Annotated in this window: 15 protein-coding genes; 5 read left to right on the top strand and 10 right to left on the bottom strand. The window is 72.1% G+C overall.

Going from position 1 to position 18,052, the window contains the following annotated elements:
- Positions 1–19 precede the first annotated feature (19 nt).
- The gene (pdxR, locus tag ACFO6V_RS23445) at positions 20–1,558 is read right to left on the bottom strand and encodes a MocR-like pyridoxine biosynthesis transcription factor PdxR (protein WP_377140171.1); all 1,539 of its coding nucleotides are present in this window, start codon (positions 1,556–1,558) and stop codon (positions 20–22) included.
- Positions 1,559–1,651: 93 nt separating this feature from the next.
- Between pdxR and ACFO6V_RS23440 the strand changes: the two genes are divergently transcribed.
- Positions 1,652–2,635 carry an aldo/keto reductase gene (locus ACFO6V_RS23440; RefSeq protein WP_377140168.1) on the top strand — a complete coding sequence of 328 codons (984 nt, stop codon included), beginning with the start codon at positions 1,652–1,654 and terminating at the stop codon, positions 2,633–2,635.
- Between the two features lie 67 nt (positions 2,636–2,702).
- On the opposite strand, the gene ACFO6V_RS23435 is transcribed toward ACFO6V_RS23440, so the two are convergent.
- Complete coding sequence (locus ACFO6V_RS23435) at positions 2,703–3,317, bottom strand: nitroreductase family protein (RefSeq protein WP_377140165.1); 615 nt, start codon at positions 3,315–3,317, stop codon at positions 2,703–2,705.
- Between the two features lie 127 nt (positions 3,318–3,444).
- On the opposite strand from ACFO6V_RS23435, the gene ACFO6V_RS23430 reads away from it, so the two are divergent.
- Positions 3,445–3,774 (top strand): cupin domain-containing protein, encoded by a 330-nt coding sequence (locus tag ACFO6V_RS23430; RefSeq protein ID WP_377140162.1) that lies wholly within the window; start codon positions 3,445–3,447, stop codon positions 3,772–3,774.
- Positions 3,775–3,828: 54 nt separating this feature from the next.
- On the opposite strand, the gene ACFO6V_RS23425 is transcribed toward ACFO6V_RS23430, so the two are convergent.
- Together ACFO6V_RS23425 and ACFO6V_RS23420 are read right to left on the bottom strand one after the other, a co-directional pair.
- Entirely contained in the window at positions 3,829–4,323 is a 495-nt protein-coding gene (locus ACFO6V_RS23425) for an NUDIX domain-containing protein (protein WP_377140159.1), read from the bottom strand.
- Positions 4,320–5,060, bottom strand: coding sequence for an XRE family transcriptional regulator (locus ACFO6V_RS23420; RefSeq protein ID WP_377140157.1), 741 nt, complete (start codon positions 5,058–5,060; stop codon positions 4,320–4,322). The genes ACFO6V_RS23425 and ACFO6V_RS23420 overlap by 4 nt, the downstream gene beginning before the upstream one ends.
- 311 nt (positions 5,061–5,371) lie before the next feature.
- Between ACFO6V_RS23420 and ACFO6V_RS23415 the strand changes: the two genes are divergently transcribed.
- Positions 5,372–6,493, top strand: a complete 1,122-nt coding sequence (locus tag ACFO6V_RS23415) for an HAD family hydrolase (RefSeq protein WP_377140154.1) — start codon at positions 5,372–5,374, stop codon at positions 6,491–6,493.
- Between the two features lie 7 nt (positions 6,494–6,500).
- Here ACFO6V_RS23415 and ACFO6V_RS23410 read toward each other — a convergent pair whose 3' ends face one another.
- Complete coding sequence (locus ACFO6V_RS23410) at positions 6,501–7,790, bottom strand: serine hydrolase domain-containing protein (protein WP_377140151.1); 1,290 nt, start codon at positions 7,788–7,790, stop codon at positions 6,501–6,503.
- Between the two features lie 144 nt (positions 7,791–7,934).
- On the opposite strand from ACFO6V_RS23410, the gene ACFO6V_RS23405 reads away from it, so the two are divergent.
- Positions 7,935–8,471: a YcxB family protein gene (locus ACFO6V_RS23405; RefSeq protein WP_377140148.1), complete on the top strand. Its 537-nt coding sequence runs from the start codon at positions 7,935–7,937 to the stop codon at positions 8,469–8,471.
- Between the two features lie 4 nt (positions 8,472–8,475).
- Here ACFO6V_RS23405 and ACFO6V_RS23400 read toward each other — a convergent pair whose 3' ends face one another.
- The 5 genes from ACFO6V_RS23400 to ACFO6V_RS23380 form a co-directional block, all read right to left on the bottom strand.
- On the bottom strand, positions 8,476–11,376 hold the full coding sequence (locus tag ACFO6V_RS23400; RefSeq protein WP_377141144.1) for an FAD-binding and (Fe-S)-binding domain-containing protein: 2,901 nt from the start codon (positions 11,374–11,376) through the stop codon (positions 8,476–8,478).
- Positions 11,377–11,758: 382 nt separating this feature from the next.
- On the bottom strand, positions 11,759–12,202 hold the full coding sequence (locus ACFO6V_RS23395) for an OsmC family peroxiredoxin (protein WP_377140145.1): 444 nt from the start codon (positions 12,200–12,202) through the stop codon (positions 11,759–11,761).
- A 68-nt stretch (positions 12,203–12,270) separates the two neighbouring features.
- Complete coding sequence (locus ACFO6V_RS23390) at positions 12,271–13,137, bottom strand: hypothetical protein (protein WP_377140142.1); 867 nt, start codon at positions 13,135–13,137, stop codon at positions 12,271–12,273.
- 55 nt (positions 13,138–13,192) lie between these two features.
- On the bottom strand, positions 13,193–13,747 hold the full coding sequence (locus ACFO6V_RS23385; RefSeq protein ID WP_377140139.1) for an RNA polymerase sigma factor: 555 nt from the start codon (positions 13,745–13,747) through the stop codon (positions 13,193–13,195).
- A 169-nt stretch (positions 13,748–13,916) separates the two neighbouring features.
- Positions 13,917–15,608, bottom strand: a complete 1,692-nt coding sequence (locus ACFO6V_RS23380; RefSeq protein WP_377140136.1) for a glycosyl hydrolase family 18 protein — start codon at positions 15,606–15,608, stop codon at positions 13,917–13,919.
- A gap of 452 nt (positions 15,609–16,060) precedes the next feature.
- Here ACFO6V_RS23380 and ACFO6V_RS23375 point away from each other — a divergent pair, with 452 nt between their 5' ends.
- Entirely contained in the window at positions 16,061–18,040 is a 1,980-nt protein-coding gene (locus ACFO6V_RS23375) for a helix-turn-helix transcriptional regulator (RefSeq protein ID WP_377140133.1), read from the top strand.
- Positions 18,041–18,052: the final 12 nt, after the last annotated feature.

Here is an 18,052-nt window from a genome sequence, read left to right as displayed (position 1 = left end):
TCCGCAGAGCCGGGACCAGTCAGCGTGCGGCGGCCTCGACCGCCGCACGCAGGCTCCGGACCGCCTCCTCCAGGCGCGCGTCGGCCAGGTTGCCGTAGCCGATCACGAGCACCGTCGACCTGGCCGGCGGCGCGGCCTGGTACCGCCGGAGGTCGACCAGCGCGACGTCCCGGGCGGCGCCCTCGCGGGCGACGGCGGCGGCGTCGATACCTCGCGGATCCACCCCCGGCAGGTCGAGGCCCGCCAGGTCCACGGTCACGTGCATGCCGGCGGCGATCCCGCCGACCCGCGCGCCGGGTAGCTGGTCGTCGAGGGCGGTCAGCAGCGCGGACCGGCGTCGGGCGTAGCGGGCGCGGGCCGCACGCAGGTGCCGCGCGTAGGCGCCGTCCGCGACGAACCGTGCGAGCGTCAGCTGGTCCAGCGTTGCCGGACCGGGCGTGGGGCCGCGACGCACGGACACGCCCAGCACCGCGGCGCGCCACCGTTCCGGAACCACCATCCAGCCGATCCCGAACGCCGGTGACAGCGTCTTGCTCGTCGCGCCGAGCAGTACCACCCGCTCCTGGTCGAGCCCTTGCAGGGCCGGCACCGGCCTGCGGTCGTAGCGGAACTCTGCGTCGTAGTCGTCCTCGATCACGAGCCCGTCCACCTCCCGCACCCAGGCGAGGACCTCGGCGCGGCGGTCGTCCGAGAGCGCCGCGCCCAGCGGGAACTGGTGCGCGGGGGTGAGCAGCACCGCCCGGGCACCCGTGCGGGCGGCCTCCGTGCGCAGCCGGTCGGTGGAGATGCCGGCGTCGTCGACCGGGACGGGGACCGGCACGAGACCGGCGGCCGCCGCGACGTCGCGCAGCGGGGCCCAGCTCGGGTCCTCGACGAGCAGGTGGGTGTGGCCGGCGTCGGCCAGCGCGGCGGCGATCCGCGACATCCCGTCGGTGGCACTCCGTGTGAGGAGGACCGCGCGGTCCGGCCCCGCGGCCATCCGCGCGCGCCGCAGGTGTGTCGCCACCGCTTCGCGCGCTGCCGGGTGCCCGCCGGCCGGCTGCCCGCCCAGGTCCTCGTTGGTCGCCGCCGCCAGCGCGTCGCGTGCGGCACGCAGCCAGGCTTCGCGGGGGACGTGCCGCAGGTCGGGCACCCCGGGTGCGAGGTCGTGCGTCGCCCGGCGCGGGGCGCGTTCCAGCCCGATGCCCCCGACCGTCGGTTGAGCTGCCCCCGCTGGTCGAGCTTGTCGAAACCGGGTCTCGGCAAGCGGATCCTGAGTCTGTCGAAGGGCGACCAGCGACGCATTCCCCGCCGACGCCGCGACCCGCGTGGCCGAGCCCGTCCGCGCGTCGAGGACCCCCTTGTTCACCAGGTGCCCGTACGTCTCGGTGACCACCCAGCGCGAGATGCCGAGCGTGTCGGCGAGCGCCCGGCTGGGCGGCAGCGCCGTGCCGGGCGTGAGGCGGCCGGACGCGATGCTCTCGAGGATCGCCTGCTCCAGCCGGTGCCGCAGCGCGCCCGGACCGGGCGCGAGCGCGATCAGCACATCGTCCGCGGAATTGGTCTGGTCTGCCGCCATGGCATTGGACCGTAGCACCAGGCCGATTGCTGCTTAGCGTGGTGAGCACCGGGCGGGAGCGCCCGGGGACGAAGCAGCCAGAGGGAGCACACCATGCAGTACCGCACGCTGGACAACGGGCAAACCGCGTTCGAGGTGTCGACGCTGTGCCTTGGCACGATGTTCATGGGAACGCGGACCGACGAGGAGACGTCGTTCGCGATCCTGGACCGGTTCGTCGAGGCCGGGGGCACGTTCCTCGACACGGCGAACAACTACAACGCATGGGTCGGCGGGCACGGCCGCGACTCCGAGGACGTGCTCGGCCGCTGGCTCGCCTCGCGGGGGAACCGCGACGGCCTGCGGATCGCGACCAAGCTGGGCGCGGCGAAGAAGGACCCGAACCTGCCGCTGTCGAACACACCGCCCACCAACTACCAGGGGCTCAGCGCCTCGACCGTCGACCGGGAGGCGCGCGAGAGCCTGCGCCACCTCGGCATCGAGCACCTCGACGTGCTGTACGGGCACGTCGACGACCGCGACACGCCGCTCGAGGAGACGGTCGCCGCGTTCGGCAAGCTGGTCTCTGATGGAATCGTCGGCATCCCGGGCATCTCGAACGTAGCGCTGTGGCGCGTCGTCGAGGCGCGGGAGACCGCCGCACGGCTCGGCGTCGCGCCCTACGGCGCCGTCCAGCAGTCCTACAGCTACGTGTACCCGCGGCCGCAGCCGATCCGGACCAACTGGGCGACGGCCGAGCTGCTCGACTACGCGCGGTCAACCGGCACCGCCGACCGCCCCGGACTCACCGTCATGGCGTACTCGCCGCTGCACCAGGGCGTGTTCACGCGGGACGACAAGTCGCTCTACGACGGGTCGGACCATGCGGGGTCGCGGGCACGGATCGCGGTGCTGCGCGCCGTCGCCGCCGAGATCGGCGCGACGCCGAACCAGGTGGCGCTCGCCTGGCTGCTGGGCGGCGAGGTGCCGGTGATCCCGGTGTTCGGCGCGAGCAGCGTGGCGCAGCTCGACGAGGCCCTCGGCGCGGCAGACCTGGTCCTCGACGAGGAGACGCGCGCCCGCCTCGACAACGCCTGACCCGCCGGCGTGTCAGACACACAGGTCACTCGGGTGACCTGTGTGTCTGACACGCCGGCCGTCTGGCTCACCAACCGCCTCGGTGGATCACCTCGGCCTCGGGCTTCCGGCGGCGGCGGGTGGGCGAGCCCTTCGCCCCGCCGTCCGCCGGATGCCCGATCGCGACGACGCCGGTGATCTCGAACTCGTCGGGGATGCCGAGCTCGCCCCGGACCGCGGTCACGTGCTCCGGCGGGACACCGAAGAAGCACGCACCCAGCCCTTCGTCCACGGCGGTCTGCAACATCAGCAGTGACGCCATGCCGACGTCGATATGCCAGAACGGAACCGGCCAGCGGGCCTCGTCGAGGTCCTCCCAGCCCTTGTCCTTCTCCGCGTACCGCCGCAGGTAGGCAGCCTTGGACGCGAGCGCGAGGACGATCACCGGGGCGGTCCGCATCCCCGTGAGCCAGGCCGACATGTCACGCTCCGACCGCTCCGAGGTCTCCGGCGTCGACGCCGCCCAGAACCGGTCACGGTCCTCCGGCGTCTCCAGCACCACGAACGCCCACCCCTGGCTGAACCCCGCGCTGGGGGCGCGGACGGCGTTGCGGGTGATCCGGTCGACGGCCTCCGCCGACACGGGTTCGGCGGTGAACTTGCGGTGCATCCGGCGCTTGCGGACGACGTCCTGGAATTCCATGCGCGCATTCTCCTCCGGTCGAACGTAGGAGTGGTTGCTCCATCAGCGTTCATGAAGCGACCAGCCCTACGTTCGGCGACCAGCGAATCCTGTTGCTGCGCGGCGGCACGCCCACCAGCCTGAGTCCATGACTCTCCAGGCGATCGAGCAGGCGACGCTGCCGCACAGCAACTTCGAGGGATACCTCCACGGTTCGGAGGTGTCCGTCATCTTCGAGCGGGTCACGCAGGACGGATTCGGGCCACGACTGCACCGGCATCCCTACTCCGAGACGTTCGTGATCCGGTCCGGCCGGGTGCTGTTCACCGTGGCCGGTGAGGAGATCCAGGCCGTCGGCGGCCAGATCCTCGTGGTCGAGGCGATGGTGCCGCACAAGTTCAAGACCCTGGGTGCGGACCTCTACGAGGCGGTACACATCCACGCGAACGAACGCTTCGAGACCGAGTGGCTCGAGTGATGGCCTGGCCGGGCTCCAGGTCCGATCAGCACGCTGCCGCGGTCGACGTCGGCCTCAACTGACGTAGGGCTCTGTTGAGCTCAGGCCGTGGTCGATCCGGTGACGGAGGGCTGGGTGGATCGGGTAGTCGTCAAGGTCAGCGGGGTCGATCCACCGCACTTCTGCGGCTTCGGAGGGTTCGGGTGTGATCTGTCCGCCGATCAGGCGGGCGCGTAGGCAGATGTTGATGGGTTGACGCACCTCGTCGACCTTGTCGCCGTGCAGATAGACGATGACGTGGTCGGGGGTGGAGAACACTCCGACCAGGCCGGTGACCTCGACCTCGAGGCCGGTCTCCTCAAGGCATTCGCGCACGCCCGCTTGCCCGACGGTCTCGCCCTTCTTGACGCCGCCGGTGGGGATGGTCCACAGGTCGTTGTCGACCCGCTTGAGCAGCAGCAGGTGTCCGTCGTCGTTGCGCACGAAGACCGAGGCGGAGGTCTTGCGGCTGGTGGGCTTGGGCGCGGCGGGGTCGTGCCAGTAGTCGATCCTGCGGGTGCCTTTGCTCATGTGGACTCCGCCAGGGATTCGGCGGGTCGCGCTGATGCCCAGACCCGTTCGTAGGACTCGACGTAGGTGTTGAAGTACGCACCGTCGATCCTGCGTAGATGCAGGGTCGGCGTGTAGGCGGCCAGCACGCCGTAGACGTGGGTGTTGACCATCATCTCGTCGTCGAACCGGTAGATGGAGTTGTACAGCGGGGTGTCATGGAACCGGATCTCGACCTGGTCGGGCATCTGCTGTTCGTAGTAGGCCTTCACGGCGGCGACCCGGCCGGCGACGCCGCCACCGATGCGGTACTCGGTGTCCCGGGCGGCGAGCTGTGCGCCGTTCGGGTCGCCGAGGAGGATCCGTACTCGTGCTCCCTGTTCTGCCTTGGCGGCCAAGGTAGGTATCCAGTCGGGGTGCTCCTCGGTCAGGAACAGCCCGGCGAACGCGAGCAGGTCGATGTCCCGTTCGGAGCTGCGGAGCAGCTCGGTCCACAGGTGCCGTGGCACGTCGCTACGGCGGGGGTAGGTCGCGACCACTTCCGCACCTGCGAGGGACGCGCCGTTGACGGCCTCGGGCCACAGGTAGCTTTCGTCCTCCTTGAGGACGGCCGCGACCCGGTAGCGAGTGCGCGGGTAGGGCACCGAGCCGCTGAGCCACCGCTCGACCGACTTCATCGACACGTCAGCGGCTGTAGCGAGGGACTGCATGTCGAGTCCCCCGCGGTGCATCGCGCGGCGGAGTCGTTCATTGACCATTCCGACAGCGTAGACACCCCTCGACGTCCCTGGACAGTTCCCTGTCGTGAAGATGTCGGTAGATGTCCCGCAGTGTCGATGTGCTGTCCACGCCCAACCAGAAGCATTGGCGGGGCAGGACGGCGACCGTCGCCAGACCGGCATGTGGAGAGAGCGCTGACGCGTGCGATGCGTCCATCTCGTTCGCCGGGTCCGCAAAGGGGGATGTGATGGGGACTGGGTTCCAGGGCAGCGAGATGCTGCGCGCTTCTGATCGGCCGAAGTCCGGCATGGATGTTGCTTCAGACGCGGCCCGATTGATCCCGCCCAACTTGCCGCAACCCCTGATCCGACGCCTGATTGCCCTCGACATCGACGGCACGCTCCTGGGCCAGGACCGGAAGATCCCCGCCGGGACCGTCGATGCCTTGGACCTGGTCCGGGCAGCGGGGCATGAGGTGGTTCTCGCGACGGGCAGGTCCTTGGTCGGTCTGATGCCGGTGGCGATCCGGCTAGGTCTGGTCGAGGCGTACGCCGTGTCTTCCAACGGATCCTTGACCGTCCGCCTGGATCCCGCGGTCCCGACGGGCTACGTGATCGCGGGTGCCCGCCGGTTCGACCCTGGCTCCGTGATCCACCGCGTCCTGGCCCTGGCACCGCGCGCCTACGTTGGCGTCGAAGACGTCGGCTGGGGCTGGGCTGTCAACCGGGTGTTCCCTGAGGGGCTGCTCAACGGCGAACAGAAGCAGACACCGGTCACCGACCTGTGCGCCGCGCCCGCGACTCGGATCGCCGTCCACGCTCCCGACATCGGCCGTCTGCTGGACGCGCTGCGCGCTACCGGAGCGACCGTCACCCCCGCTGGTCCCGACTGGGCGGATTCGACAGCGCCTGGGACGAGCAAGGCCACCGCCCTGGAACAACTCCGTATCCGCCTCGGTATCCCGCCCGAGGCCACGGTCGCGGTGGGCGACGGCGCCAACGACGTGGAGATGTTTCGGTGGGCCGCCCGCGCGGTGGCGATGGGGCATGCCGCGCCGAGCGTGCGGGATGCCGCTGACGAGGTCACCGGCACGATCGCTCAGCAAGGCGCCGTCGCCGTCCTGCACTCCCTGCTCCCCAGGAGCATCGACAGGACGTCGATGTCCTGGCTGGCAGCCCAGCTCGCCACCGCTGTCCACACCGCACCCGGCTCCGTCGTCATGCTGCGGGTATGGCACGGCCCCCGGGCCGAGCTGAGCCGCTGCGAGGTCTGGAACCTCCGGGACGGCACCTGGGTTCGGCACGCGCCGGTACCCGCGGGGACCGGCGCCACCATGCGCGGCGTAGAGAACGCCGCGCGAGAGGCCGGCCTGGTCTACCCGCGTGGCGACGAGGGCCGCCGTCGGGCTCACTGGAGAACCAGCTTCACCGACGGCGGACCTGCCGGGTTCGAGCTGTCCCTCACCCGCTGAGCACCCGTCAGCAGGTGGCCTGCATCATCCCCACCAGGAGCTCGCTCGGGTCGTACAGCGGCTCGTCCGTCAGCGCGGGGTAGACGAGGTCCCGTCCGGTGATGCCCACGGACACCTGCCGCGCGCCGTCGGGCGACGTCAGGTTGATCGAGATGGTGCCGAACGACGCACCGTCGTGGCCGTAGAGCCAGCCGCCGGGGACGCACGGGTCCGGGACGCGGTAGACGCCCAGGCCGTACTCGGGGGCGTCCGCCTGGCCCACGGTGCGGGGCTCCAGCATGTCGGCGGTGGTCTCCGCGTCGACCAGCCGGCCCGTGACCAGGGCCTCGGTGAAGTCGGCGAGATCCTCGGTGGTGCTGGTGACGGCGCCCGCCGCGGCGAACAGGCTCGGGTCCCAGTGGTCGAGGTCGTACCAGCCGGCCTCCGCCGGGCCTGTGTACGCCGACTCGTGGAGGAACGGCCCGCGCACGCCCGGGTCGTCCGGGTAGGCGCTCTGCCACATCCGGGCCGGGGCGAACACCCGGCGCTCCAGCAGGTGCTCGACACTGCGCCCGGTGACCTCCTCCAGCATCATGCCCAGCACCACGTAGCCTGCGTTCGAGTAGGAGTACTTGGCCCCTGGCTCGCCGACCCACGGCGCGGACTGCAGCGCCTCGATGTGGTCGGCATCCGTGACCTCCTGGCCCATCACCGAGAAGACCGAGGTGAACGACGACGGGTCGGCCGCGCGCGACATGAGGATCCAGTCGGTGGCGGTAGGAGCGCCCGAGCGGTGGCTCAGCAGCTGCTCGATGGTCACGCCGGCGGGCATGACGCCGGGCAGCACCTCCTCGACGGGGGTGTCGAGGGTCCAGGTGCCCTTCTCGACCTCCTGCATGACGAGCGTCGCGATCATCGGCTTGGTGTTGCTCGCCACCCGGAACCGGTCGTACGACCTGGCCTTCGCCCGGCCCTCGCGCTCCCGGGTTCCCGCGGCCCCGCTCCAGGTCCGCGCACCCTTCTCGACGCGCGCCGTCACGGCGATCGCCCCGTCCGCAACGAGGTCGTCGAGGGCTGCGTCGAGCGCGGCGCCGGCCGGTGCCTGCGCGCCTCGCGCAAGGGTCCGGTTCGTGGCGACCTCGCGCTGGGCCTGGCGGGCGGCGTCGGCCACCATCGCGGACACGGTGTCGGGGACGTCGGCGGCGGGAGTCGTCCGGTCGGTGCTCGCCGCGTGCGCGGAGCCTGCGACGACCAGCGGTGCCGCGAGCGCCAGCGCCGCGCTCAGGGCGAGTGCCGCCCGGCGGGTTGTGCGTTCCATGGGAGTCTCCTTCATCTGGGCTGTGCTCCCATCCTGTCGACGGACCCCTTCGCGCGGATCACCCGCCGGGTGGATATGCCTCCCACCTGGGGCGGAGTGCCCCTAAAGCGGACACCGACCGGTCGACCGTGCCAGACTCCGGGCGTGACCGAACCAGCCGCCGATGTCTCGTCCCGACGCGTCTTCGAGGCCGACCTGCACCTGACGACGGCGGACTACCGCGAGGGCCTGCTGCGGATGCCCCTCCTGTGGGCGTTCCACGGGCTCGCCGCGATCGTCCTGCTGGCCGCCCTCACGCTGACCTACCTCAGCAGCGAGTCCGGGGCCGACGGCTACCTGCTCGCGACCGGATGGCTGCCCCTCATCGGGCTCAGCATCGTGCTCGGATGGATCCCGGACCTGTTCGCCTGGCACATGGCACGCACCTCCCCGTTCCGGAACGGTGCCACGGTCCGGATCGACGACGAGCGGATCACCTGCACCGGCCAGGAGACGTCGGTGTCCTACGGCTGGCCCCTGGTCCGGCGGGCCGTCGAGACCCGGTCGAGGTTCCATCTCGTGGCCGGCCGGAGCCTGTCGACGGCGGTCTGCGTCCTGCCGAAGCACCTGTTCCCGCTGGAGGACCACGAGGCGATCCGCGAGCTCATCCGGGACGAGGTCGGCAGCCTCCGTCCGCGCTGACCCGCTACAGCCGGTCCGCGATGACCTCCAGCAGGGACTTGCCCTCCACACCCATCAGGTCCAGCGCCTGGGTGCGGCAGGAGAAGCCGTCGGCCAGGTAGGTGGTCCCGGGGGCGGCGTCGCGCAGCGCGGGCAGCAGGGCGTTCTCCGCGACCGCCACCGACGTCTCGTAGTGCCCCTTCTGCATGCCGAAATTGCCGGCGAGGCCGCAGCAGCCCGCGAGGACCTCGACCTTCGCCCCGCCCTTCTCGAGCAGGTTGCGGTCCGCCTCGAACCCCATCACCGAGTGCTGGTGGCAGTGCGGCTGCACGACGGCGGACACGTCCGCCAGCGACGGCATCTCCCACTGGTCGGGCACGTCGTCGGAGGTCAGCAGCTCCGCCGCCGTCCGCGTCATGCGGGCGACCGCCTGGGCGCGCGGGTCGTCCGGGAACAGGTCGAGCAGGTCGGAGCGCAGCACCGCCGTGCAGGACGGCTCCAGCCCCATGATCGGGATGCCGTTCACCGCGTACGGCCCGAGCACCTCGAGCAGCTTGAGCAGCCGGCGGCGGGCGCCGTCGAGCTGGCCGGTCGAGATCCAGGTGAGGCCGCAGCAGGCCTGCTCGTCCGGGACGATCACGGAGTACCCGGCCTTGGTCAGCACCTTCACCGCCGCCTGCGGGACCGAGGGCGAGAGGGCGTCGCTGAACGAGTCGGTCCAGAGCACGACCTTGGGCTTGGTGGCGAGCCGCGCCGCCGTGGCGCCCTCGCGGCCCGGCACGCCGAGCCCGTCGTCGGTCACCACAGGCAGCCCCGGGACGCCGTGCGTCGCGCCGCCGCGTGCCCACCACTGCCGGAACGGGACCTCGGCGAACTTCGGCATCGACCGCCGGGTGTCCATGCCGCCCGCCCATAGCACCGCCTTGCCGATCCACTTCACGCCCAGCAGGCCGTTGACCAGCTCGGGGACGGCGCCCGCGAGCCGGGCCCAGCGCGGCAGCCAGCCGAGGGCGTAGTGGTCGACCGGCCGCAGCTTGCCGCGATAGGTCCGGTACAGCACCTCCGACTTGTACTGCGCCATGTCGACGCCGGCCGGGCAGTCGCTCGAGCACGCCTTGCAGGACAGGCACAGGTCCAGCGACTCCCGCACCTCGGGTGCCGCGAGGCCCCCGACGAGGGTCCCGTTCACCGCCTCCTGCAGCACGCGGGCGCGACCGCGGGTCACGTCCTTCTCGTCCTTCGTGGCCTGGTAGCTCGGGCACATGAAGCCGCCCGACGCCGAGGTGTCCGCGCGGCACTTGCCCACGCCCACGCAGCGGTGCACCGCCGTCGACAGGTCGTTGTGGTCGTGCGCGAACGAGAACCCCTCGTACCCGGCCTTGCGCCGGACGCCGTGCCCCGAGCCCTTGCCCGCGAGCGGCAGCTTGGTCCGCACGGGCGCGGCCTGGGGGCGGCGCAGGTCGTCGTCCACGGCCCGCGGCCGCACGACGACGCCCGGGTTGAGCAGGTCCTTCGGGTCGAACAGGGCCTTGAACCGCTCCATCAGCGCTATCGCCTCGGGCGAGTAGATGAGCGGCAGCAGCTCGGACCGGGCGCGGCCGTCCCCGTGCTCGCCGGACAGCGACCCGCCGTAGCTGGCGACGAGCTCCGCCGCCTCGATCATGAAGGTGCGCAGCACCGAACCCGACGTCTCCAGCGGGATGTCGATCCGCAGGTGCACGCACCCGTCGCCGAAGTGCCCGTACGGCAGGCCGTCGACGCCGTAGCGGTCCATGAGCGTCTGCAGGTCGCGCAGGTACGGACCCAGCTTCTCGGGCGGCACCGCCGAGTCCTCCCAGCCGGGCCACGCCTGCTCCCCCGCGGGCGTGCGGCCGGCGAGCCCGGCGCCGTCGGCCCGGATCTGCCACATCTTGGTCGCGTCCGAACCTGCGGGCAGCACCACGGAGTCCAGCGCCGTCGCGGACGCGACGATCGCGTCCGCGCGCCCCAGGGCCTCGGCCTGCGACGAGCCGCCGACCTCGATCATGAGCCACCCCGCGCCGTCGGGCAGCGCCGGGACGGACTCCGCGCCCTTGGCGCGCCGGACGACGTCGACCAGGCGCGCGTCCAGCCCCTCGATCGCGAGCGGCTTGTGGCTGAGGAGCCGCGGGACGTCGTCCGCGGCGGTGGGCATGTCGGGATAACCGAGGACGACGAGGGTGGGCGCGCCCGGCGTCTCCACCAGGTTGAGCTCGGCCTCCAGGACGGTGACGAGCGTGCCCTCCGTGCCCACCAGGGCGCGGGCGAGGTTCGAGCCGTTCTCGGGCAGGAGGTGCTCCAGCGAGTAGCCCGAGACCTGCCGGCCGAACCGGCCGAACTCCGTGCGGATCAGCGCGAGGTTGTCCCGGACGAGCTCCTTGAGACCGGGGACGTCGGCGAACTCCGGGTCGCCGGAGCCCGCGGTGAACCGGCGCCCGGCGCCGTCGATCACGTCGAGCTCGACCACGTTGTCGGCGGTGCGCCCGTAGGCGACGGCGTGCGGGCCGCACGCGTTGTTGCCGATCATGCCGCCGAGCGTCGCGCGGTTCTGGGTGCTCGGGTCGGGCCCGAAGCGCAGGCCGTGGGGCCTGGCCTCCGCCTGGAGGGTCGACATGATCGTGCCCGGCTGGACCCGCGCAGTGCGGCGCTCCGGGTCGATGCTCAGCACCCGGTTGAGGTTGCGCCCCAGGTCGAGCACGACGCCGGGCCCCACCGAGTTACCGGCGACGGACGTACCCGCGCCGCGCGCCGTGATCGGGACCTTGAGCTCGCGCAGCACCTCGAGCGCCGCGACGACGTCGTCGACCGTCTCCGGGAAGACCACACCCTCGGGGACCACCCGGTAGTTGGACGCGTCGGTGGAGTACTCGGCGCGCCGCCGCGTGCTGATGTCCACGGCGCCGTCCATAGCCGTGCGCAGCGCGCCGGCGACCGCCTCACGCGCGGCCTCTGCGGCATGGTCCGCCTCGCGACGAGCTGCCTTGCGCCGCTCCTCGCTCTCGGCGCGACGGCGTTCCGCCTCCTCGGCGGCGCGGGCCTCGGCCTTCTCGCGGGCCGCGCGGGCGGCCTCGGCGGCGTCAGCGGTGTGGCCCGTCGAGCGGTGCGCAGCGCGTTCGTCGTCGTTCATACCGTTCCGGGACGGGGCGTCGTGGGTCTGCGAGGGCACCCAGCGATTCTTGCACCACAAAGAGCCGAGCCGCACACCTGTCCGACCTGCCGTTGAGTGCTGGGTATTTGCGGGTTTCTGGCTGCGAAACCAACAAATACCCAGCACTCAACGGAGAAGGGGGTCAGCCCTCGAAAGTGACGTCTATCGTGATCTGGTCCACGCCCGTGAGGGCCTTCGAGATCGGGCAGCCGGCCTTGGCGGCCTCCGCGGCGGCCTTGAAGCCCGCCTCGTCGATGCCCGTCGCGAACCCGCGCACCGTCAGGGCGCTCTTGGTGATGCGGACGCCGCCGGCCGGGTCCGGCCCGAGGGTCACGTCGGCCGTGACCTCGATCTGCTCCGGCGTGGCGCCGGCCCCGCCCAGCTCGTTCGTGAACGCCATGGTGAAGCACGACGAGTGCGACGCCGCGAGAAGCTCCTCGGGGCTGGTGACGCCGGCGGCCTGGTCGGCGATGCGCGCCGGCCAGGAGACGTCGTACGTCCCTACGCCCGACGACGACAGCTCGACCTGTCCCGACCCCTCCGTGAAGGTGCCGTTCCAAGCGGTGCGGGCGGTACGTGTTGCCATGGTTGCACTCCTTGTGAGGTTTCGGATCCCTGCGTGCCCGACCCTATGACGCCCGGAGTGCGGTCGCGTCACGGTGCTAGGTCGAGCAGCTCCTCGTCCACCGCCATGACGGTCCAGCTGTTGCCGTCGTCGTCGGTGAGGTCGTAGGCGGGCACGAGCAGCACGGTGCCGTCGGGCAGCGTGTAGCGCACGTCGATGAGGGCCGCGGAGCGGATGGTCACGTCCTCGACGGGCCAGGCGAGCGGCCCGCCGGGCACAGGCTCGGTCACCGGGCCGGCCTCCGCCTGCGGCTCCTGCTGGGTATTCCCCAGCACCGTGCCGGCGAACCTCGGGTCACCCAGCCGCTCGACGGCCTTCACCTCGCTGATCACGGGGTAGGAGCCCAGGCTCTCGCTGGAGCCCCCGGCCACACGCACCTCAGCCGTCGTCGGTGTGTCCGACAGCCCGGCGCCGGCATGGAACACGAGCCCGGTCGCCGCCGGCAGGTCGCCCCGGGCATCGAGCGCCTTCGAGCTCTCAGGCAGCGCCTCGGTCTCCGCCTCGCCCGTGCCGTCGTCCGTGCCCTCGCCCGTCTCGGCCATGACCGACGGCCCGTCGAGGGCCTCGCCCGTGCCGCTCTCCGCCGTCATGTCCGACGCCTGGGTGGGAGCGGTCCCTGACTCCCCCGCCACATAGCCACCCCCGCCCGCCACGACGATGCCGGCCACCGCGGCCGCGACCAGCCACGGCGTCCGACGCCGGTAGCGCCGCAGCGCGAGCTCGTCCGTCTGCTCGTGCCCTGCGGGCTCCGTCTTCGTCGCCCCGGGCTGCTCGGCGATCAGCGCCTCCATCTTGGCCCGGAGCACGCCCTGGACCGGATCGGGCGCATGCCTCGCGGGGTCCGCCGCCACCAGGCGGTCGAACGCCGGGTCCGCCTGCCGTTCGTGCTCGTTCATCGCCGTCCCTCCGTGCAGTGCTCGGCTGCGCACCGCGCACACCCTCTACATGTGCTCATGCGTCCACCGCTTGCTCGTGGGCGTCCCACGCGTCGCGGAGCCGTGCCCGCGCGCGGGACAACGCCGCATCGGCGCCGCCGCGGGAGACCCCGAGCACCCCGGCGAGATCGTCCCCGGACAGCCCGTCCCAGGCGACGAGCAGGAGGATGCGCCGGTCGCGCGGGGAGAGCTGGGACAGGACCTGCCGGACGGCGTCGTCGGTGGCGGCGAAGGTCGCGGGGTCCACGTCGTCCGGCTCGTCGGGGACGATCGCGACGGGCAGCGCCCGCATCTTGCGCCGGTGGTTGGCCAGCACGTAGCCGGCCGTCCGGTACATCCACGGCAGCTCGGCGCCGTCCGGCACGTCGTCACGACGGCGCCACGCCGTGGCGAGCACCTCGGCGGCGAGGTCCTCGGCGTCGGAGGCGCGGCCGCCGTCGGGCAGCCGGCGGACGAAGTAGGAGTAGAGGGCGCGCGAGTGCGCGTCGAAGAGGGCGCTGAACCAGGCCTCGTCGTGCGGAAGCCGTTCATGCGGCAGATCGTCCTGCGGGGCGCCGGGGCTGTCGTCCACCCCCACACTCTGTCGTGGCCACCAGGGTCCTTGCACCCGCGCCGTACAACAAAACGGTCTCGACAGGCTCGACCGGCGCACATGTCAGACGCGTGCGCACGTGTCAGACCCCCAGGTCACCCGAGTGACCTGGGGGTCTGACAACTGCGGGAGCGTCTGACAGCTCAGCTCAGCAGGCGCCCAGGTCCTGCCACACACCCCACTCGGACGGCGCGGGCGCTTCGCCCTGCGTCCACCACTTGGCGCGCCACTCGTGGCCGTTGTGCGAGACGGTGTTCCCGCCCACGTAGACGGCCGACGCGCTCCAGGCCGCCGCGGTGCACTCCTCGACCGGCGGGTCGGTCGGGTCCGGCGGGTCGGTCGGGTCCGGCGGGTCGGTCGGGTCCGGCGGGTCCGTTGGATCCGTCGGACCGCCGCCCTCCACCGGTCCCGGCGTCCCGGTGCCGAGCACGCCCTGCAGCGCGCCGGTCAGGGTGCCGGACCGGTCACCCGACAGGTCCCACCACATGGCCCCGCCCAGGCCCTCTGCCCGGATGTAGTTGGCCTTGGCCCGGACGGACTGCTCGTTGTCGTACGACCACCAGGTGCTGCCGTCGTGCCGCCAGGCGGCCCCGAGGGCGGCGTCGTAGTACCCCGTCCCGACGTTCTTGATCACGTCGTAGTCGTTGATACCCGCCTCCCACTGCCCGGAGGCCGGGCCGGTCGCGGTACCCCACGCGTCGGACGACGGCGCACCGGTCCAGCCGCGCCCGTACATCGCGAGGCCCAGGCCGAGCTGTGCGGGGTCGATCCCCGCGTCCGTGTACGACCGCACCGCGAGGTCGACGCTGAACTGCCGTGCGGCTTCCCGCGGGTCCTCCGGGTCGTGGTGCAGGTTGCCCTGGTGTCCGGTCAGGTCCGTGTCCCACGCGCCGTGCAGGTCGTAGCCCTGGACGTTGCCGAAGTCGAGATAGTTGAAGATCTGGGGGTCGTTCCAGCCGCCCGCCGTGATGTCCGCGGGGTTGGCGGGCAGGAACGCGGAGAGCTCGTAGTCCTTGCCCGTCTGGGCGCTGAGCGCGTCGAGCTGCTCGCGGAACTCGGCGAGCAGAAGCTTGAAGTTGCGCTTGTCGTTCACCGGATCGACGTGGTTGCCCTCGGCGCCGTTCGGCGAGCCCGGCCACTCCCAGTCGATGTCGAACCCGTCGAAGACTCCTGCGGCGGCACCGGCGCCGCCGCGGCCGTCGATGACCGGCAGGTTGCCCTTGATGAACATGTTGATGCAGCTCGACACGAGCTTCTCGCGCGAGGCGTCGGTCTTGGCGGCCAGCGAGAAGTTCTTGGACCAGGTCCACCCGCCGATCGACATCATGACCTTGAGGTCGGGGTGCTTGGCCTTGAGCTGCTTGAGCTGGTTGAACGATCCTGCGAGGGGTTGGTCCCAGGAGTCGGCGGTGCCGGAGACCGAGTTGGCCGCCGTGTAGCCCATGCCGTAGTCGGCCCAGGCGTCACCCGCGCCGTCGGAACCGTTGGGTCCGGGGCTCTGCGCCTTGTTCGCCTCGAAGCACTCGAGGTTCTGGTGGTGGATGTTCGCGAAGGCGTAGTTGATGTGGGTCAGCTCGTCGGCCACGCCCGACGTGTCGATCTGCTTGACCTGGTAGCCGCGCCCGTACACACCCCACTGGGCGAAGTAGCCGACGCTGCGGAAGCCGTTGATGGCGGAGGTCCCGGCGGCGGAGGCGGCCTCGCTCTCCGCGGCGTTCGCGTCCCGGAGGCCGATGCCGGCCACGGCGGCGGAGGCCGCCACGGCGAGCGCGGCCACCCCCGCGAGGATTCGTCGGCCCGTCCTGCTGATACCTGACGGCGGTTCGTACGTCGAGTCCATCGTCTTCCCTCTCTGGTCCGGTCGTCTTCGATCCGGTGACGGCGGGTCACGCTAAGTCGCGCTCCGCTAAAAGTAAGGAAACCTGCGTTAATGGGAAATAAGGGAATTCCACACGATGGGACTACGTAGTGGAACCGCGCGAACTGCACGAGGTTGTTACGGGGTGAAACCTTCGCCTCCGAAACAACCTCGTGCGGTATCAGGTACCTCGCCGTCGGAGCGGGGCAGGATGGCAGGTCAGGCGGCGGTTCGCAGCAAAAGTCGTGACCTCAGGTTGATGCGGGTGAAACGTTCGGAGGCCATACTTGCGAGCACCGTGAACGAATCCGGGAGGGTCGACGATGACCGCGCTGCCGCAGCAAGTCGTATTTCCGCTCCCCCTTGGCGACCGCACAGTGGCACCCCACGTCGCGTGCGAGCTCAGCCGGGTGGTGGGTGACGAACCTGGATGTGTGGACCAGACAGCCCGGATGCTCGACGACGAGCATCTCCTCGGGACGGCACTGATGCCGGACCCGCTACCCGCCGCGCGGGCGGTCCGAGAGGCAGTCGGTCCGCTCGGCCTCGACGACGACGCGCGCCGGGTCCTGCTCGTCGCCGCCGTCGCAGTGGTAGACCGCACCGAGGTCCTGCTCGCCGCGTCGGGCACCGACATAGACACGCTCATGGCCGGGCCGGCCGGCCGGCACCTGCATCTGGTGGGCGGGCGGTTCCGGTTCCACCACCCGCGCATCCGCTCGATAGTCCACGAGGACGCCGACCTCGCCACCCGCACCGCCGCCCACGGCGCACTGGCGGAGGTGCACCGCAGGGCCGACGAACCGCTCGTCGCCATGTGGCACACGGCGCTCAGCACGCTGGCGGGTGATCCCCTGCTCGCGGACGGGCTGGTCGAGCTCGCCGAGCAGCATCTCGCGCGCGGCGACGTCCACCGCGCGCACGAGGTGGCCCGCGAGGCCGCCAGCCACGGCACCGACCAGGTGCGGGCGCGCGCCTTCGCGGTGGCCGGCCGGGCGGCGCTCTGGGCGGGGCACGTGCACGACGCCGTCGCGCACCTCCGCCGCGCCGCCCATGCCGCCGGCACCGGCTCCCCCGCCGAAGGAGCGCCCGACGCCGCGCGCCCGCTCGGCATCGCGCTGGCCCTCCTGGACGGCCGGCCCGACGCGGTGGTCCCTGGCGACGCCTGCGGCGCCGACCGCGCGGCGATCGCCGCCGCGCGCAAGACGATGCGCATGCTCGACGGCGCCCCCGGCGAGGCCGCGACCGTCCTCGGCGAGGTCGCGGAGCTGGCTCCCGCACGCCCGCCCAGCTGGTGGTTCGACGGCCCCTCCGACGCCATGACGCCGCTCGCGGAGGCGCACCTGCGCGTCGCGCAGTCGTACCTAGCGCTGCGCCTCGGCGACGTCACCGGTGCGGCATCGGTGCTCGACGACGCCGTCGAGCGCCTGCCCGTCGCCCTCGCCTTCGGCGGGCTCGGCATAGCGCTCGCGCGGCGCCTCGACCTGGTCCGGGAGGGACACCTGAGCCGGCCGACAGCCGCGCTGGAGGCCTCGGTACCCGGGCAGGTGGCGCCCGTCGTGCGGGCCGCGACGCTGGGCGACCGCGCCCAGACGGCGGTGTTCAACGGCCGCTGGGTCGAGGCGGCAACCCTGCTCGGGCTCGCGGCCGAACGCGGCGGGGACGAGCTGCGCAGGCTCTGGCTGCCCACCCCCGACCCGGTGGAGCTGCTCGTGCTCGCGGGCCAGGACCGGGCCGCCCGGCACTCGCACGAACGCCTGCGGCTCCACGTCCTCCCGACGGCGGGTCCGGACTCGGCGGGCGGTTTCTCCGCCGGGCCGACGCGACGGCGCCGGCTCGACCTGGCGCGGGCCGAGCTCGCCCTCGCGGACGCCTCCGGCGTCAACCAGGCACGCGAACGGGCCGTCGAGGCGTCGCTGCGGGTGGGCTCGACGTTCGAGCGCGGCCTCACCGAGCTGGTCGCTGCCCGCGCCTACGCGCGCCTCGGTCTGCCCGGGGATGCCGCGGCGCACCTGCTCGGGGCCCACGAGCTGTTCGAGGAGTCCGGGGCGAAGGCCTGGGAGCACATCGCCGAACAGGCCCTCAAGACGCCGGGTTTCGTGCCCGCCGGTGCGGGCGAGACGGCGAGCCGGGCGCCGGACGAGCACGGGGACGAGCCCGCCGGCGGCGTCGGCCAGGTCGGACTCGGGCAGGCTGCCCCCGGGCAGGAGGACCTGTGCGGGCAGTGGGACGGCCTGCTCACCGAACGTGAGCTCGACGTGGCGCGGCTGGTGGTGCAGGGCCGGACGAACCGGCAGGTCGCCGCGAACCTCTACGTGTCGGTCCGCACCGTCGAGGTGCACCTGGGGCGGGTCTTCCGCAAGCTCGGGGTGCGCTCCCGCACGGAGCTGGCGGTGCTGGCGTTGCGGGGCTGAGCCGGTACGCGC

This window comes from Promicromonospora alba (assembly GCF_042654905.1).
Lineage (GTDB): Bacteria > Actinomycetota > Actinomycetes > Actinomycetales > Cellulomonadaceae > Promicromonospora > Promicromonospora alba.
The sequence above is the reverse complement of the archived record's forward strand: the minus strand, read 5'-3'. Positions and strand labels throughout refer to the sequence as shown.

Bases quoted from the DNA above. Each gene is read 5' to 3' on its own strand.
- pdxR (WP_377140171.1), bottom strand. From the start codon at position 1,558: ATGGCGGCAGACCAGACCAATTCCGCGGACGATGTGCTGATCGCGCTC.
- ACFO6V_RS23440 (WP_377140168.1), top strand. From the start codon at position 1,652: ATGCAGTACCGCACGCTGGACAACGGGCAAACCGCGTTCGAGGTGTCG.
- ACFO6V_RS23435 (WP_377140165.1), bottom strand. From the start codon at position 3,317: ATGGAATTCCAGGACGTCGTCCGCAAGCGCCGGATGCACCGCAAGTTC.
- ACFO6V_RS23430 (WP_377140162.1), top strand. From the start codon at position 3,445: ATGACTCTCCAGGCGATCGAGCAGGCGACGCTGCCGCACAGCAACTTC.
- ACFO6V_RS23425 (WP_377140159.1), bottom strand. From the start codon at position 4,323: ATGAGCAAAGGCACCCGCAGGATCGACTACTGGCACGACCCCGCCGCG.
- ACFO6V_RS23420 (WP_377140157.1), bottom strand. From the start codon at position 5,060: ATGGTCAATGAACGACTCCGCCGCGCGATGCACCGCGGGGGACTCGAC.
- ACFO6V_RS23410 (WP_377140151.1), bottom strand. From the start codon at position 7,790: ATGGAACGCACAACCCGCCGGGCGGCACTCGCCCTGAGCGCGGCGCTG.
- ACFO6V_RS23400 (WP_377141144.1), bottom strand. From the start codon at position 11,376: ATGGACGGCGCCGTGGACATCAGCACGCGGCGGCGCGCCGAGTACTCC.
- ACFO6V_RS23395 (WP_377140145.1), bottom strand. From the start codon at position 12,202: ATGGCAACACGTACCGCCCGCACCGCTTGGAACGGCACCTTCACGGAG.
- ACFO6V_RS23390 (WP_377140142.1), bottom strand. From the start codon at position 13,137: ATGAACGAGCACGAACGGCAGGCGGACCCGGCGTTCGACCGCCTGGTG.
- ACFO6V_RS23380 (WP_377140136.1), bottom strand. From the start codon at position 15,608: ATGGACTCGACGTACGAACCGCCGTCAGGTATCAGCAGGACGGGCCGA.